14 protein-coding genes are annotated in these 17,004 nt (G+C 53.8%); 2 read left to right on the top strand and 12 right to left on the bottom strand.

The features are described 5' to 3' along the window. Positions 1–3 precede the first annotated feature (3 nt). The 11 genes from JUK32_RS26485 to petB form a co-directional block, all read right to left on the bottom strand. Positions 4–1,629, bottom strand: coding sequence for a methyl-accepting chemotaxis protein (locus JUK32_RS26485; protein ID WP_239113139.1), 1,626 nt, complete (start codon positions 1,627–1,629; stop codon positions 4–6). Further along, a complete protein-coding gene (locus JUK32_RS26480; RefSeq protein WP_204141882.1) occupies positions 1,613–2,635 on the bottom strand; it encodes a chemotaxis protein CheW in 1,023 nt (340 codons plus the stop codon). The genes JUK32_RS26485 and JUK32_RS26480 overlap by 17 nt, the downstream gene beginning before the upstream one ends. 270 nt (positions 2,636–2,905) lie before the next feature. Then, positions 2,906–4,555, bottom strand: coding sequence for a protein-glutamate O-methyltransferase CheR (locus JUK32_RS26475; protein WP_204141881.1), 1,650 nt, complete (start codon positions 4,553–4,555; stop codon positions 2,906–2,908). Between the two features lie 21 nt (positions 4,556–4,576). Further along, positions 4,577–5,392 carry a pentapeptide repeat-containing protein gene (locus JUK32_RS26470; protein ID WP_204141880.1) on the bottom strand — a complete coding sequence of 272 codons (816 nt, stop codon included), beginning with the start codon at positions 5,390–5,392 and terminating at the stop codon, positions 4,577–4,579. Between the two features lie 642 nt (positions 5,393–6,034). Then, on the bottom strand, positions 6,035–6,418 hold the full coding sequence (locus tag JUK32_RS26465; protein WP_204141879.1) for a response regulator: 384 nt from the start codon (positions 6,416–6,418) through the stop codon (positions 6,035–6,037). 45 nt (positions 6,419–6,463) lie between these two features. Further along, complete coding sequence (locus JUK32_RS26460) at positions 6,464–8,047, bottom strand: sensor histidine kinase (RefSeq protein WP_204141878.1); 1,584 nt, start codon at positions 8,045–8,047, stop codon at positions 6,464–6,466. 167 nt (positions 8,048–8,214) lie between these two features. Next, entirely contained in the window at positions 8,215–9,342 is a 1,128-nt protein-coding gene (locus tag JUK32_RS26455; protein WP_204141877.1) for a glycosyltransferase family 4 protein, read from the bottom strand. A 27-nt stretch (positions 9,343–9,369) separates the two neighbouring features. After that, positions 9,370–10,353: a GDP-mannose 4,6-dehydratase gene (locus tag JUK32_RS26450; RefSeq protein WP_204141876.1), complete on the bottom strand. Its 984-nt coding sequence runs from the start codon at positions 10,351–10,353 to the stop codon at positions 9,370–9,372. 279 nt (positions 10,354–10,632) lie between these two features. Next, complete coding sequence (locus JUK32_RS26445) at positions 10,633–11,073, bottom strand: anti-sigma regulatory factor (protein ID WP_204141875.1); 441 nt, start codon at positions 11,071–11,073, stop codon at positions 10,633–10,635. A 131-nt stretch (positions 11,074–11,204) separates the two neighbouring features. Further along, complete coding sequence (petD, locus tag JUK32_RS26440; protein ID WP_204141874.1) at positions 11,205–11,687, bottom strand: cytochrome b6-f complex subunit IV; 483 nt, start codon at positions 11,685–11,687, stop codon at positions 11,205–11,207. A 94-nt stretch (positions 11,688–11,781) separates the two neighbouring features. Continuing rightward, on the bottom strand, positions 11,782–12,450 hold the full coding sequence (gene petB, locus JUK32_RS26435) for a cytochrome b6 (protein WP_204141873.1): 669 nt from the start codon (positions 12,448–12,450) through the stop codon (positions 11,782–11,784). Positions 12,451–12,743: 293 nt separating this feature from the next. Here petB and JUK32_RS26430 point away from each other — a divergent pair, with 293 nt between their 5' ends. Both JUK32_RS26430 and JUK32_RS26425 read left to right on the top strand, forming a co-directional pair. Next, entirely contained in the window at positions 12,744–13,979 is a 1,236-nt protein-coding gene (locus JUK32_RS26430) for a S41 family peptidase (protein ID WP_204141872.1), read from the top strand. Continuing rightward, the gene (locus tag JUK32_RS26425; RefSeq protein WP_204141871.1) at positions 13,969–15,258 is read left to right on the top strand and encodes an HD domain-containing protein; all 1,290 of its coding nucleotides are present in this window, start codon (positions 13,969–13,971) and stop codon (positions 15,256–15,258) included. The genes JUK32_RS26430 and JUK32_RS26425 overlap by 11 nt, the downstream gene beginning before the upstream one ends. Before the next feature lie 177 nt (positions 15,259–15,435). On the opposite strand, the gene JUK32_RS26420 is transcribed toward JUK32_RS26425, so the two are convergent. Then, complete coding sequence (locus JUK32_RS26420) at positions 15,436–16,896, bottom strand: trypsin-like peptidase domain-containing protein (protein WP_239113138.1); 1,461 nt, start codon at positions 16,894–16,896, stop codon at positions 15,436–15,438. Positions 16,897–17,004: the final 108 nt, after the last annotated feature.

The raw sequence follows: 17,004 nt of genomic DNA, 5'->3' as shown, positions 1-17,004 counted from the left end.
TGACTAGATCGCGACCTTGAGCTGCATCGCTGATTCGTTGAGCTGATGGGTGCCAGTGCGAATCTGGGTAATGCCGCTGGCGGTCTCCTGAGCCCCTTTATTCAAGTTATTCATCGCGCTCACCACCTGTTCAATGGCGACCGCCTGTTGCTTCACATTCAGCGAAATTTGCTGGCTATTGAGCACCACGTTATTCACCGCATCAGCCACACCGCCAAAAGCCGCCGCCGTTTCTTCCGAAATTTTGACCCCTTCTTCTACAGTTTTGGTGCCTTCATCCGTCACCATGACGGTGGAGTTAATCGCGGTTTGAATGTCGGCCACCAGAGCATTGATTTTTTCCGCCGATTTTTTACTCTGATCCGCCAGTTTACGAATTTCACCTGAGACCACAGCAAAGCCCTTGCCATGTTCGCCCGCCCGCACGGCCTCCACCGCTGCATTTAAGGCCAGCATGTTGGTTTGGTTAGCCAGGTCGCTCACCAGGCCAGAAATGCCACCAATCTGATTGGTTTGCTCACTCAGGCGCAGGATTTGGTCGGCGATCGCCTCGACTTTTTCCCGCAGAGTGCCCATACCCGCCATACTCCGTTCGACGGCCCGGGTGCCTTCTTCCGCCAGTTGCAAAGCCTGTTGAGCGCCCGCAGCGGCGGCTTCGGCCTGTTCTGCCGACTGGCGCGACGACGCGCCCAATTCATCCATGGTGGTCGTGGTTTCGCTGACCGACGCCGCTTGCTGACTGCTCGTGCGCTCTTGCTGCTCAATGCTGGCGGCAATCTCATTGGCCGAACTCGCGATCACCCCCGCCGACTGATTCATCAAGCGCGACGCCTTCAACACAATCCAAGTGCCCAGCAGCGCCGACACCACCACCGAGATACTAGCTGCGAGCAAAAGCGTCATTTGTAGCCGCGCCAAGGCTGCCGTTTGAGCGGCTTCGTCCTCAGCCATGATTTCATGCTCTAAAGTTTCCATATCCTCTAGCAGCACCGCAATCGACTCCGCCAAGTCACGACCAGAGTCGGTTTTCCAAGTATTGACGGCTTGTTCCGGCTGGCCCGCATCCACTAATGCAATTAAATTGTCATTCAGGGCAATCAAATCCGCCGTGTGAACCTGCAAATCCATCAGATTTTGCAGTTGCTGCTCATGTTTAATCCACCCTTCTGTTTCTTCAGATACCTGGATGAAATTCTCTTTGGCCGCGTTATAGGTACTTATTGATACGGGGCTTTTTTCGAGCAGATAACCGCGCGTCGCGCGCGACATGGCTTGAATGCTAGAGTCCAGTTCGCCAAGGTTATCATTGACCTCCCAAGAATCATGCAATGCTACCGAGCTGAGTTTGACTTGCCGGACATTGGCCACGGTCACGGCGGCAGAGATGACTAAAGCCACGATGGGCACCGAGTATCCCAGAATGATCCAATGCCGGAGTTTCCAAATTTTTTGGGTGCTAACTGTCATGACGGTTCTCCTTAAAGGATAGGGACTCAGTAACTCAAACCAGGAAATTGTGGCGGGGGGATGGCGGGCCATCCCGGTCAGGCAGACAGGTGGAGTGCCGCTGTTGGCAACTGGAGCACCCGCTGCCAACAGCGGCACCTGAGGACTAAGCGGCTTGGTCAACCACCAACTCACCGTGCGTGAGGAGTTGGGGCAGATCTAAAACGCTCATGGTTTGGCCGGCGTCGCGCACAACGCCGCGAATATAAGCGTTGTCCATAGCATGAATCGCCGTCGGCATCGCTGTTACATCGCCGGGGTGCACATACAGCACATCGAACACCGCATCCACAATAATGCCCGCCATAATGTCATCAACCCGGACAATGACGGCCTGCTGCTGGCTAGTGCTAGCCGTGTCCAAATTGACGAACTGACGAATATCAATCAGGGTCAAAATCTCGCCCCGCAGGTTCATATTGCCGACGATGTGGGGCGGACAGCAGGGCACTGGGGTCACCTGGGAGATTTGCGTAAATTCTTGAATGACTTCCAGGTTCAGGGCAAACCGCTCGCCTTGCAGACCGACGACGGCGAGGGCCGTCTGACCCACCCAACTCTCATTTTCACTTTGAGTCATCAGGGCGTCAGCGCGTTTTGTCAGCACGACTTGATCCGCAGCGGAAAACGGAGCCAAGAACTCGTTGCCCTCTGTACTTGTGGCTACTGGCTCCGCCTGGGCTAGCCCAGCGCGAGTAGATGCCCCCTGCATGAGCGCTTCTGGATTGAGCAGGGTAATTAATTGTGAGTCATGCTTGGCCAACCCTGCCGTGACAGCATGCTCGGCATCGGTGGTGAGGTGACTCTCCACATCGGTCGCGAGTTCTGACTCGGCAATAAATTCGACGTTATCGACCTCATCGACAATGACGCCGACCGATCGCTCATGTAGCCTAATTAAGATGACAGAATGTTTGAGCGTATAAGGCTGGCGCGATCGACCGAGTCGCTGTCTGAGGTCAATCACCGGAATGATGTGGCCCCGCAAGTTGAGGATGCCAACCATTTCGGCAGTTGCTTCCGCGATTGGCGTTAGCGCCGGTAATAGAAACAGTTCCTGCACGACTGCCGCTGCAAGGCCAAAGCGACCACCGTTTAACCCAAAGATTAGGTAGGGTTGATATGCCATAAAGCCCACCGGCCTAAACAATTCAGTGGAATGAGCAAGGATGCGATCGCATTTATTCGGAGCCAGAAGTCGATTAAATGTGAACTCCACTTGCAGGCCTATCATTCCCCGCCCAAGCAACAAGGCTGATAATCAACACAAAAGTCAAATTTTACGCAAACAACTTTACTTATTGAGTTTGGGGTGTAAATGGGCAGCGAGTTTTGCCACTAGATCAGCGATCGCGCTTTTATCCGCCGTGACTGCTGTATAAAATCTTTTAATCTTGATTCACTTTGGCAGCGACTGAGGAGACGCTGAGGTTGGCAAGTTAAACGCGAGTTTGGTTTCTAAATGTTGTCGCCAATCGGCCACAGTGGCCCCAGTCTCGGGATTGACGATGGTCTTTTCTGGCAACAAGTTCAGGGTCTTCAAAGCCAGCCGCTCCATTTTGACTACCTGGTCAATGCGCCTTTCTTGTTGGTAGAGACTAGCCAGATCTAGATAGGCCTGAAATTCATAGTTGTCAATATAAATAATGCGCCTCAAATGCTCTTTGGCAAGGTCTAAATCACCTTCTTCTTCCGCAATTTGAGCCAGCAGATAATGTAAATCCAAATTCAGCGGTTGCAGACTCAGAGCGCGTTTGCAAATGTCTTTGGCTGGGTGATGCTGGCCCGTATTGGCATAGGCCCGCGCCAAGATGACATGAGCTTCAAAATTGTTGGGATCCTGAGTGCAGAGTTGCTGGGCCTGGACGATGGCTTGGGCGTAAGCTTTATTGAATAAACTGGTTTTGGCCGTAGCGATCGCCGCCTCAGATATTGCCTCAGCCGCCATGGCTGACCGAGCAGAGGGGATGGGCTGCCCCTTGGCTGGCGGCGACTGTAGTTGCGATCGCGAGCGCAATGGTGGACTCGGGATACTGCGCTGGGGCAGCGGTCGGGCTGACGGTTGGCGCATCATCTGACTTGGCTGGCCCCCTAGAGCTGCTGGTTTCGGCTGCTCTGGGGAGGCCGCGGAAGAAGGCGCGGCCAGCGGTCGTTGATAAACCAAAGATTCGGGAAAGACCTGGAGTTGAAACTGACCGACATCTTGGCCATACAGCTCCGTATGGCCCGTAATGAGGTAGCCTTCGCAGGCCAGGCTATGACGAAATTTGGTCAAGGTGTGGGCGATCGCTTGGTCATCGAAGTAAATAAAGACATTGCGGCAGAGAATGAGATCTATCTCTTGCAGCAGGGTGCTTGTCGAGGCATCGTGCGCTTGCACCAAGTTGCTGTATTGAAAGGTCACCCGTTGATGAATATCTTCGCGGATGCGCAACAGTTGGCGCTGCGGGCGAAAATACTTTTGCTGGAGGGTGGGATCTGTTTGCCGAAACGACCAATTTCCATACAGTCCTAGCTGGGCCGTGGTCAGCGCTTTCATGCTGATATCGGTACCGATGAGGAGAGTATCCCACTCCGACCAGGCAAAGTTCAGTTCCGCCAGGGCGATCGCGATGGAATATAACTCCTCACCGGTAGAGCACCCCGCACTCCAGATCCGCAGCCGGGGTCGCCCCCTGTCCGCCGCCGCCCGGTGTTGCTGCTGTTTGCGAGCGATGATTTCAGGCAATAGCCGCTGGGCAATGAGCTGAAATTGATTGCGATCGCGAAAAAAATAGCTTTCGTTGATCGTGAGTTGCGTCAATAAATGATGCCACTCCGAGGGCGGCAATCCTGAGGCGTCCGCCAGACCCATGGATTGCGATCGCCAAGCCGGACTGGCGCGATCGCACACCAACAACTCATAGTAAGCGTCTAAATCTCGGCAGCCACAAGTCTTCAGCCGCTGCCGCAACACCTCCGCCAAATGCGGCAAATCCGTGTCCCGCATCCGCAGTCCCACATTCGCGGTAATCAATCCCGCAATTCGTTTGAGGCTCAGGCTCTCCATCGCACTTTCCCCTGATAGTGACTACGCAAACGCTGGCCCAAGACTTGGATCAGACAAAATCAAATGTCCTAAATTGACATGCCAGAGGTTCGTTTTCTTGAAATTTGCGCCCCCCAATTGCGCATAATCCAAACAAGCTTCGGCCAAATTGGCGCGAAATAAATTGGCATTTTCCAAATTGGCATAGCTCAGATCCGCCATCCGTAACACCGCTTCGCGGAGATCCGCTTCCGCCAAATTTGCCGCCTTCAATTTAGCGCGATACAGGTTAGTGCCCACACAACTAGCTCGGCTCATTTGGGCATTTTCCATCACCGCCCCCATCAAACTTGCCACACTCAAATTTGCCCCGGTGAGATCGGCTCGACTGAGATTAGAGTAATAAAAGGTCGAGCGCACCAAACTCGCTGCTGGCATGATCGCCTCGCGCATATCCACTTCATAAAGATTGGCCTCCGCCAAATCTGTTTCTTGAAGTAACGCTTCGCGCAAATCGGCCCGATATAAATGGGCATATCGCAGATTAGCCTGAGTCAAATTCGCTGTGTATAAACTGGTTTTATAGAAGTCGGCATAGCTCAAGTTGGCTCCCATCAAGTTAGCCATGCACATATCCGTCCGGTACAGACTGGCCCCGGTGAAGTTGCAGTGACAAAAGTGGGTGTCGCGCAAATTCGCCTCATAAAAATTGCTGCCCGAGAAGTCACCAGTACTTAAATCTCGTTGACTCAAGTCTGCGCCTTGCAAGTCTGGTTTAATGCCGGGATTTTCCGTCCGCCACTGATTCCAGATCGAAACGCCTTGGTTAATCAAACTGACTTGAAATTCACTCGCCATGGGGTAATGCTCCCTGTAATGCGTGACCGATGTGGCTGGCATACAGATGTTGGGACAACGTTAAGGCCGAACGGGACAATGGCAGCGACCTCGGCCCACCCCCTGCTCGATAACGACCATCCACCTTGGCTATGCAAGCTGTGGGAAGAGCTCAGATGGCTCAAGATTGCCCTGGGGGGCTATACGTAGCATTCCCTGGGGGTCTGACCCCTCACGAAACTGTTACGTATCGACCTAAAAGACAACATTTTTCAATCTGGAGGGACGACAGTAGTTCCTGTTGTCATGAGGTACCGTGAAAGCCTTGAAATCTTGGCGATTCGGAAGTCTCAGCGCCCAATTCGCACCTCATCCAGCAGAGAACCGCTGTCATCGGCATAGTTCAAAGAGTCGAAAAAAATGGCTGAACGTTTTTATCCATCACCCTGCCCCCATTCAACGCCGTCCCGATAGAGAACTGCATGAAGGAGCCGGGCGAAACAATGGCGATCGCGCGCGCCCAGCCATTGATAGACGCCATCCCCGTGACAGGATTCCCCAGACTCTTGCCCGCAGAGCCCCATCGCCCCTTTCTAGTCGACAACATCGCCCGCCTCATCACTCTCAACGGCAAGCCGCCACCGGAGCCTTGGGGCGGCAGACTCAGGCGGCCGTAAGTTTACGCAAAATCACCTTCAACTGTTCTGTATCAAAGGGCTTGGTCAGGTATTCCGTCGCCCCTGCTAGTCGCCCCTGCAACTTGTCGAGATTGCCATCTCGCCCAGTCACCATGACGATGGGCAAATCTTGAAACTTGGGGATGCTCCGCACAGTGCGACAAAAATCGAGCCCATCCATCTCTGGCATAGAGACATCTAGCAGCACAACAGCGATCGGTTCTTGATTAATCAGCGCCAACGCTTGAATCGCACTATTGCACAGCAGCACTCGATATTCTGCCGACAGCGTTTGCTTGATCAATTGCTGCATGACCGTGCTGTCATCAATTGACAGAATCGTAAGCATCGATGACGTGGTGGCAGACATGGCCTTTACCCCTTGGATCGGTAATTGATGGTAATTGGTGGGCAATTATTCGGTAACCTGCACCGGAATTCGCACAATGAATTCTGCTCCTTCACCCACTTCAGAGACACATTGCAACGTGCCGTGGTGCTTTTCCACGATAATTTGATAGCTGATCGACATCCCCAGCCCAGTGCCTTTACCCACTGGTTTCGTCGTGTAAAACGGATCAAAGATCTTACGCTTAACCGCTTTATCCATGCCGGGGCCATTATCGCGAATCCGCACTTCGACATAAGGCAGTTCGGGCTGGTCGGCCCCAGGCGCATCGACCTCAGACTGCTCAACCAGCCGCGTCTCAATTTTGATTTGCGGGTGGGCAGTGGTTTCCAAGGCATCGATCGCATTACTCAAAATATTCATAAACACTTGATTGATTTGGCCGGCATGGCATTCAATCAAGGGCAACGAAGTATATTGGCGAGTCACCTGAACCGAGTCTTGGTGATTGCCGCCTCGTAAGCGACTTTTGAGGATCACCAGCGTATTATCCAGCCCTTCATGTAAATCGACAGGTTTAATCTCCGCTTCGTCGAGGCGAGAAAAATTCCGCAGTGATAAGACGATCTGCTTGATCCGACTGGTGCCGAGCTTCATCGACGACAGCACCTTGAGCAGATCTTCGACCATAAAGTCCAAGTCAATCTCGGCTTCTTTTTGGCGAATTTGCTCGCTCGCCTCCGGATAGGTGGTCTGATACAGCTCGATGAGCTCCAGTAGGTCTTTGATGTAATCGGTAGCGGGTTCGATATTGCCATCAATAAAATTGATGGGATTATTGATTTCGTGGGCCACACCCGCCACCAGTTGCCCCAGGCTCGACATTTTTTCGTGCTGGACGAGTTGAGCCTGGGTTTGCTGCAACTTTTGCAGGGCTTCTGAGACCTGTTGGGCTTGGGTTTGCGCCGCCATGGCGGTCGCGCGGGCGCGAGCTAATAATTCAGCTTGATCAATCGAAATAGCGACTTGGTCGGCCAGCGCTTGCAACAGTTCGACTTCCGTATCTGACCAGATTCTGACGCCGTGACACTGAGCGCAAAATAAGGCTCCGGTTTGACCTGAGTGGGTTTCCAACGGTAGCACCAAGGCCGCTTGAATACTCAACTGCTGGAAGAAAGCGTAGAACTCTGGGGACGTTTCAAAACTGTTATTGAGATCGTCAATGCGGACGATCTGTCGCCGGATGATCGCCTCCGACAAGCCCTCAGCATGGTCATCCGGTAAGTCACCCAACCGACTCTTGCAGTTGGGTGATTTGGCTTCATGGGTGATGGCTAAAGTGTCGCGATCGCCGCTTTCTAACCGCCATAAAAAATAGCAGCAGTCATTGTGTAGCAGCTTCTGCACTTCATCAACAGTCGTTTGAAGAATCGTCTCCAGGTCTAGGGAATTGCGGATCTGTTTCGTCAGGCGAAACAGCTTGGCCGCTTCCCGGGCATGATCAATAGAAACAGGAGCGGCTTGCTCCGCCAAGTTTTGGTGCAGCGTTTTCACGCGCACGATTTTTTTGTAGAGGGGTTCATTATCGATCGCAGTCATCGATTGCCCCTCGACCTTATTTTCCACTGATTGCTGAGAGATCCCTTTCATAAACGGAAAACCGCCAGGTCCTTGCTCTCACAATGTGCCCAGTCAGAACGGAATAAATTGGGCTTAATTCAAATAAAGTTGTAATCGACGCGGCGATCGCCCGCCCATCGGATCGCCGCTATCCAGACGAACCACACCTGTGAGGATGAACCGACGCGCCATGGTTCTCAAGGGCTGGTCAAAACTTGCTCTAGCGATCGCTGCAAACTAGCCGGGCTAAACTGCTCCAGCGTTTGTTGCCGCAACCACCCACCATCACACCGCTGATCTCCACCTTGCAGCAGCTCAATACAGGCGGCAGCAACCGCTGCCGAATCACGATAGGGTACTCGCCAGCCCACCCGACCATCTTGCAGCGGATCAGCCGAGCCATCATCATCTCCCGACACTGTCGGCACCCCACAGGCCATCGCTTCTAAATACACGATGCCAAACCCCTCCCGAGACGGCATCACATAGGCATCCGCCAAACGGTAATGTGCCACTAACCAATCATCCGGCACAAACCCTGCAAATACAACCCGCTCAGCCACTCCCAAGTCCTGCGCCAACTGGGCTAACCGGGGCTGATCATCGCCGCGACCCACCACCAAATACTTTACATCTGGAAACTGGCTGAGAATTTTGGGCAACGCCCGAATGGTGACATCTACCCCCTTATAGATATCCCCTGACCATAGCCGCGCCACCGTCATCAGCACCCGACTCCCAGCTAAGCCATATTGCTCAACGAGTTCCGGTGGCGGCGAACCGGGGCTAAATACCTCCCCATTTACGACACACGGCAGCATGTGAAACTTCGCCGCCGCGAGACCATTGGCCGCGCAAGCCAGATCGCGGCTATAGCGGCTGATGGTCCAAATGCTTTGGGCTTGTTGCAGGGCCTTCAGCTGGCGGGGGGCAACCGGTTCCCAGACTTCTTTGCCGTAGGTCATCATCGTGAGAGAGGTGTTAAACCACTGACACAACGGTTGCAAGAGCGGCCCCAGCAAAACGTGACCGCCAATCAGGCGAGCATATGGGGCTCGCCACAAACTTTTCACCAACTGCCAGGTCAACAGTAGCCGACCTAAATTACCCGTAGCGGCCCCCGCGTAGTGGAAGGTAAATTTAGGCTCATTGGCAAAAGGATTCGGATCAGACGCCTGATCTCGGAGCAAAAAAACATCGGCGGGTGGGGTTTCAGGGCAGGCGGCATATGCCCGCAAAATATCCTTCACATAGGATTGAATGCCCCCCTCCACCGAGAAGACACTTAAAAAGACAAACCCAACTTTGCTATCTTGCCCGTGCAAAACGACCTCCCCATGGCCCAGTAAAGATTAGTGAGAAAGCACGACCTGCCCCGACTGCAAGCGTTGCAAATCGGCCTGTACCATGTGCTCAATCAGTTGCTCAAATGTCACTTGGGGTGACCACTGCAAATCACGCTTGGCATTGGTTGGGTCAGCCACCAGTTGAAAGTGCTCGTCACGTCTGAGCAAATCTGTACTCACTTCGACATATTTCTGCCAATCTAAATCAACGCTGCTAAATGCAAAATCGACCAAATCTTGAACCGAATGCAAGATGCCAGTGCCAATGACATAGTCCCGTGGGGTATCGGCCTGTAGCATCCGCCACATGGCTTCTACATAGTCACCGGCAAAGCCCCAATCGCGTCTGGCTTCCAGGTTGCCCATCGAGAGGCGATCCATGAGTCCGAGCTTGATGCCCGCTGCGGCCAGCGTCACCTTACGGGTGACAAACTGTGGCGGCCGTCGCGGCGACTCATGGTTGTACAGAATACCGCTACAGGCAAACAGGTTGTACTGTTCGCGATGGTGGGTCATCGTCCAGTGGGCGTGTAGCTTGGCTGCCCCATAGGGATTTTTCGGTCGAAAAGGCGTCGCGACGGATTGCGGTGCCTCTTGAACGGCCCCAAAAATTTCGGAGCTGCTCGCTTGATAAAACCGAGTGGCTAGTCCAGTATTCCTTACAGCGGCCAGCAACCGGGTGGCGGTACCCGTCACCAAGTCCAGCGTGCCGAGAGGATCTTGCCAAGAGTCGGGCACGAAACTGGGGGCGGCAAGGTTATAGATTTCTTGGGGGCGCAGTTGCGCTACGGCGGCCTCTAATGCCGCTGCATCTCGTAAATCGACCGTATACACCTGAACTTGATTCGCCAGTTCGTCGAGTTTGACGACGCTATCTTGCCGATCAGGTGGCAGCAGACCAATGACTTGATAGCCCTTTTGTAAGAGCAGTTGACTCAGATAATAACCGTCTTGGCCGGTGAAGCCAGTAATCAGTGCAGTTTTACTCATAGCGTGGGGTTACCGGGGTCTCAATAGCGATTAATGTAAGCGCCACAGGCAGGATGAGGCCGTTGCCAAAATAGGTGGGGTCGATGCCAAGTTAGGCAATGTCTGGGAGCACCAGTTTAGACGAGACAGCAACGGCGATCGCCCTAACCATCCATAGTAGGAGCAGCAATGCACCGGGTTCGCCGTAATGCCTTAGGCGGGCTAATCCATGATTTATGCCTAGTCAGGGAGCGCCACTAGGTGCCCACCCCTCAAAGCATTCCCACTTTTGGGGTAGGGTTATCTGACAGGACTAGACTGATGCCGATATTGGGTGATTTCGAGGCAGTTTTGCTCGCCTTGCCGCCGATACGTGACGCGATCAACCGCCCGCCTCAGGAGAAACCAGCCGTAGCCGCCATGACATAGCAGGCTACCGGGTTCCGGTTCCTGTAGTTGATTGGGGTCAAAGGGCTGACCATAATCCCAAATGCGAATGTTGAGGCGATCGCCCACTAACTGCACCTCAATCTTGATCGGAGTTTCAAGGGGCAAATGGGCATGGGCATGGCGCACCGCGTTGGTGAATCCTTCGGCAACGGCGATATTGAGGCGATCAATATTACCTTGCACCCAACTAAATTCTGGCCCTAGTGAGTAGTACCAGCGCTCAAACCAAGCCTGAAGATGATTTAGGGTCTCTAACCGACTATCAACGACCAGACACGCAGATTTTTGCATCGCTCTAGCAAGCCTATAAATGTAAGCCAGCAGATGCAGCGAACCCATGATTCCGAATCGCACTGCCTAAACAGTAAAAAGTCGCCTGAGGCAAAACCACAGACGACCTTCTATATGAAATAGATGCTTGTTTAGAACAAGCCCAGAGTCAAGGACTCATCGATCGGGAAAGTTGCCCCGATACCCAGCCACAGAGTGACGGCAGTCCCAAATAGGAAGACCGTAGTGGCTACAGGACGACGGAAGGGATTCTGAAACTTGTTGACGTTCTCCAAGAACGGCACCAGCATCAAGCCCAAGGGAATGGCCGTCATCGCCCCAATCCCCAAAAGCTTGTTAGGGACAACGCGCAAAATCTGGAAAGTGGGATAAAGATACCACTCAGGCAAAATTTCCAGAGGAGTTGCAAAGGGATTAGCCGGCTCGCCCACCATTGCGGGGTCTAAAACAGCCAAACCGACACAGCAAGCGATAGTGCCTAAAATCACTACGGGAAAGATGTAAAGCAGATCGTTCGGCCAAGCAGGTTCGCCGTAATAATTGTGGCCCATGCCCTGCTTGAGCATTTCTCTCAGCTTAGGATCGCTCAGATCCGGTTTCTTGATAGTTGCCATAATTCGTCACTCGACTTCGAGACTTACAGTTTAAGGAATGGTAAAGCTACAAATGGTTCGCTCTCAACAAGATTGCAACCATTGCGCCAAACACCTAGAGAGGCCCTGAGATGCCCTGCTTCCGAATCATCAGGAAGTGCAGCAGCATGAACACAGCGATCGCCCAAGGCAGTACGAAGGTATGCAAGCTGTAAAAGCGAGTCAGGGTAGCCTGACCAACAGCCTCTCCACCCCGCATCAACTCAACGACAGTGGAACCCACAACGGGGATTGCCCCCGGCACACCGGACACAATTTTGACCGCCCAGTAGCCCACTTGGTCCCAAGGCAGAGAATAGCCGGTCACACCGAAGGTAACGGTAATGACTGCCAATACGACACCCGTCACCCAAGTCAACTCGCGGGGCTTTTTGAAACCGCCGGTCAAGTAAACCCGGAAAACGTGAAGAATCATCATCAGCACCATCATGCTGGCCGACCAGCGATGAATGGAGCGAATCAACCAGCCAAAGTTCACGTCAGTCATTAGATACTGAACTGACGCAAAGGCGTCCGTCACCGTAGGCTTGTAATAAAAGGTCATTGCAAAGCCGGTGGCAAACTGAATAATGAAGCAGGTCAGGGTAATACCGCCCAGGCAATAGAAGATGTTGACATGGGGCGGCACGTATTTACTGGAGATGTCGTCGGCGAGCGCCTGCACTTCCAGTCGTTCGTTAAACCACTGATAGGCTTTGGAATCGGTAACTTGCTTGGTAAACATGAAGCGGAAGGTTATTAATCTAAGCAGTGCATTCCTTAGAAATTTAACATGTAGAAACCTTTGCTCAGAGACATTCCCGTGTGAACGTAACGAAAGTCAACGCAAAATCTTCCAAACCAACCATTTGACAAGGGATTTGGCACATTTCAACAACTCGACTTCCTCCGCATTAGGGTTTACATATATTTACATGGCTGGCGGCATTCTCTGGTTTATCTATTGCTTTACGTCTATGCAACGCACTGGTTCTAAGCCGCCTTCTACAATTAGGGGTGACAGGAATATCGGATCTTATGGGAAAGCAGATTTTACGCTGGATTGCTTTGGGGCTATTGACCGGATTGTTGGCGCTGGGCATTGCTCAGCCGTCGGCCCTGGCCCTCACCGATGAGCAAAGTTTGGTTGCCGAAGTCTGGCGCTTAGTGAACCGAGCTTACCTGGATGAAACCTTTAATCGGCAAAACTGGTGGTTTGTGCGCGATCGCTACGTTCAGCGCGATTATGAGAGCCGCGAAGCGACCTATGAAGCGATTCGCGAAATGCTGGCGTCGTTAGATGATCCTTACACGCGCCTATTGCCACCGGAGCAATACCGCAGCTTGCAAACCAGCACGGCTGGCGAGTTGACCGGGGTCGGTTTACAAATCGCTAAGGATGAAACCGATCAGACCTTGCAGGTCATCGCCCCAATCGAAGGCTCCCCCGCCGCGGCTGCCGATTTGCAGCCGCGCGATCGCATTCTCGCGATCGATGGTCATGCCACGGCTGATCTCACCTTGGATGAGGCAGCCAACTACATGCGCGGCCCGGTTGGCACCCCGGTGAAGCTGACGGTATTGCGGGCAGCGCAAGCCCCCATGGAAATCACCCTGACGCGGGATGTGGTGAGCTTGAATCCGGTTGTGACTCGGGTAGACCGCGTTTCGCCCGATTTAACAGTTGGGTACATTCGCCTCAGTCAGTTCAACGCCAATGCCACAACGGAGGTGGCCGCCACGATCGCCGCCTTTGAAGCTGAAGGCGCGAACGCTTACATTCTCGACCTCCGCAATAACCCGGGCGGATTGCTCAATGGCGGCATTGAGATTGCGCGTCTCTGGCTCGATCGCGGCACCATTGTTTACACTTTTGACCGTCGTGGCGTGCTGGAAGATTTCTCCGCTGAGGGCACCGCCCTGACTGACGCTCCATTGGTGTTGCTGGTTAACGAGGGGACAGCGAGTGCCAGTGAAATTTTGGCGGGAGCTTTGCAAGATAATCGCCGGGCGCAGTTAGTTGGGAACACGACCTTTGGCAAAGGACTTATTCAGTCATTGTTTGATCTATCGGATGGGTCTGGCTTAGTGGTGACGGTGGCGAAATATAAGACGCCCGCCAACCATGACATTAATCGCTCCGGCATTCGTCCAGATAAAACGGTGACCCTAGGGGCCATTTCGCGTGATCAAATTGGCACCGCTAGCGATACCCAATACCAAGCCGCGATTGACCTTCTCCAACAATCTACGGTGATGGCTAGTGCCCCTTAAGCAAAACCGAACGTATCATGACCCACTGCACGGGGCGATCGCCCTTGATCGCCACGAGCCTGTCGAGCAACTGTTGATTGACCTGATTGATACCCCCGAATTTCAGCGTCTGCGGCGGGTGCGGCAACTGGGTACGGCCAGCCTCACGTTTCATGGGGCCGAGAGTTCTCGTTTTACCCACTCCCTGGGGGTAATGGAGCTGACGCGCCGTGCCTTTGATTTGTTAGCCAATCGTTATCCTCAGCTGTGGCCCCACCGCGCGACGGTGCTCTGTGCCGCCCTGCTGCATGATTTGGGGCATGGCCCCTTCAGCCACACTGCGGAGGAAATTTTTAAGACTCAGCATGAATATTGGACGCGGCGGATCATGCGGGAGTCGCCCCATGTGCAACCGCTGCTAGCAGCCTTTGACCCAGAGTTGACCTCGGCCATCGAAGCGGTCTTTACTCATCAGCATCCAGTGCCGCTGATCTGGCAGTTGGTCTCTAGCCAGTTAGATTGCGATCGCCTCGACTACCTACTCCGCGACAGTTACTTCACTGGAGCGTCTTATGGTCATTTGGATTTAGATCGCATCATCCAGTCGATGGACCTCGACGCTGACGGCAACTTGGTACTGTCGCGCAACGGTCAGACCGCGATCGAGCATTATTTACTGGTGCGTTACTTCATGTACGCCCAGGTTTACAACCATCCCAAAAACCTGGCTGCCACGTGGATTTTGCAACATGCCTTTAGCCGAGCCAAAGCCTGCTTCGCCCAAGGACAATTGGAGGCCGACGCTACCATGACCGCCTGGCTCCAGCATCCCCAACCGGGGCTGAGGCTGGCGGATTATTTGGCGGCAGATGACATTGTCTTCACTTACCATTTGCAGCGTTGGCAGTCTCATCACGATCGCCCGCTGGCGGATCTTTGTCAGCGATTCATAAACCGCAACTTGTTCAAAGGTCGCGATGTGTCTGGATTAGCGGAGGGCGATCGCGCGATGCTGCTGGCTGAGACCCAGGCTAAAGTCATGAAACTTGGCTACGACCCGAAGCTTTACTGTGGGTTGAGTCAGAGCCAAAGCCGGGGATATCCCCTGTATCAGCGCGGCATCAAACTGTGGATCGAGGGGCAGCCAGTGGATATCAAGACGGTGTCGCCCGTGGTCGAACCCCTCACCCGCACCTATCAGCGCACCTGGCTACTCTATCCCCCTGAGATTACTCATTGGGTCGATGGGCAACTAACGAAACTGAAACAGTCTGCCGTTGCTGTGGGTCAGGAGCATTAGCGATCGCCCACAACTCCACCGGGAACGTCACGGTGAAACCGCCTCAGTTTGTCAGCACATCAACGATATAACAATCTGCATTGAAGGCCCGAACAGGCCAGGGGCTTAAATCCCCGGTTCCACAGCATGAGAATGTACGAATTCATCTACGGATTGCGATGACTATCGACAAGCTACTTACCGGATGGTCAAACTGTAAGTGCCCTGATCCGATTGAGAATAACCATTCACAATGACGAGGTAAGGGCCACTCATCGGTAAGGTGAACGAAACCTCTGAGTTGGTGTTACCAGGGGCGATGTCATCGTTTTCTGCAACCAAGTTACCGCCACTATCCACCACGGCTAGATAGGTATCAAACTCGGGGCTGACGAGGGTAATGGTCACAGCTTGCCCCGCCTCACCGTCAAAGGTGAATTCGTCATAGAGGGTACCATCGGGGGCGATCGCGTCTCCCTGGGCGAGCAGACCGCTCTCTTGCAGAATGATCTCGCCAGCGGGAGGGACTGAGGGCATGGTCGTCGCCGCGCTACCACCCACTTCACTCAGGCGCAAGGCGTAGCGGCCCTGCTCGCCGCGCCCAAAGGAATTGGCCAAAATAATGTAGTCGCCATCGGCTGGTAGGGTCGCAATCACGCGGGCGTTGAGATCACCAGCGCTATCATCGTCTTCGAGATAGAGGCTGTCACTGTCTTCGCTAAGCACGATCAGGTAAGCATCGAGGTCTTGGCTGACCATTTCCACCGCAATGCGCTGGCCTTGCTGCCCGGCAAATACATAAGCGTCAAAGAAGCTGCCGTCGGCCAGGACATCACTGTCGGGATTCAGTTGACCAGAAACCGCTTCATTCAGGGCGATCGCTACTGGCGGTTGCCCCCCGCGATTCCCCGCCGCGCTGGCGGTGGTCAGGGCCGTGCCGTTGTTCACCTCGGCAATAAACGTCTCCACTGCTTCTACCGGAATGGCAAAGCCAATACCAATATTGCCGCCGCTACGTTCGGTGGTGAAGATCGAGGTATTGACGCCGATCAACCGACCATCGCTGCCCAGCAGTGGCCCGCCAGAGTTGCCGGGGTTGATGGCAGCATCGGTCTGGATCAGGCCGCGATCGGGATCGATGCGGCTCACAATCCCGACGGTGAAGGTGCCTTCGAAACCAAACGGATTGCCGATCGCAAAGGCCCGTTGTCCAACTTCTACGGCCCCAACGGGGGCAATATCAATCGTCGGTAAATTTCGCGGATTCCCCCGCAGCTGAATTGCGGCCAGATCCACTCGGCTGCTGGCGTAGCCCACCACATCGCCCGTGAACTCGCGACCGTCGGCTAAGCGTACTCGCACCGTGGGGTTGTTACCCACCACATGGGCATTGGTCAAAATCAGCCCATCGGGGGTAACAATGCTGCCGCTGCCCGACCCCGTGCCCGCATCAATAGCGACCACTGCTGGACTGGCTTGGCGGTAGACTTCAATATTGGTCTGTTCTTCCAGCGCTTGGGCGATCGCCATTTGCGATCGCGCCCAGCTAGCTGGCACCTCGACCATCTGCGGCATGAACGAACTGGCTAGACTCAAGCCCAGTGCGGCTCCAACGGTATAAATGCCTGTGCGCCGACGGCGCGGCCATAAATTTCCCATTGCTCTCGATCGTATTAGTTGAGTAAAAACCCTAAATTGGGCGCATCTCGTCCCGCCATCCCAGGCATCGGAACTAGATTTCAATAAGCGGTTGTCTTCACATCCTAC

Origin of the sequence: Halomicronema sp. CCY15110, assembly GCF_016888165.1 — a bacterium.
GTDB lineage: Bacteria > Cyanobacteriota > Cyanobacteriia > Phormidesmidales > Phormidesmidaceae > Halomicronema.
The sequence above is the reverse complement of the archived record's forward strand: the minus strand, read 5'-3'. Positions and strand labels throughout refer to the sequence as shown.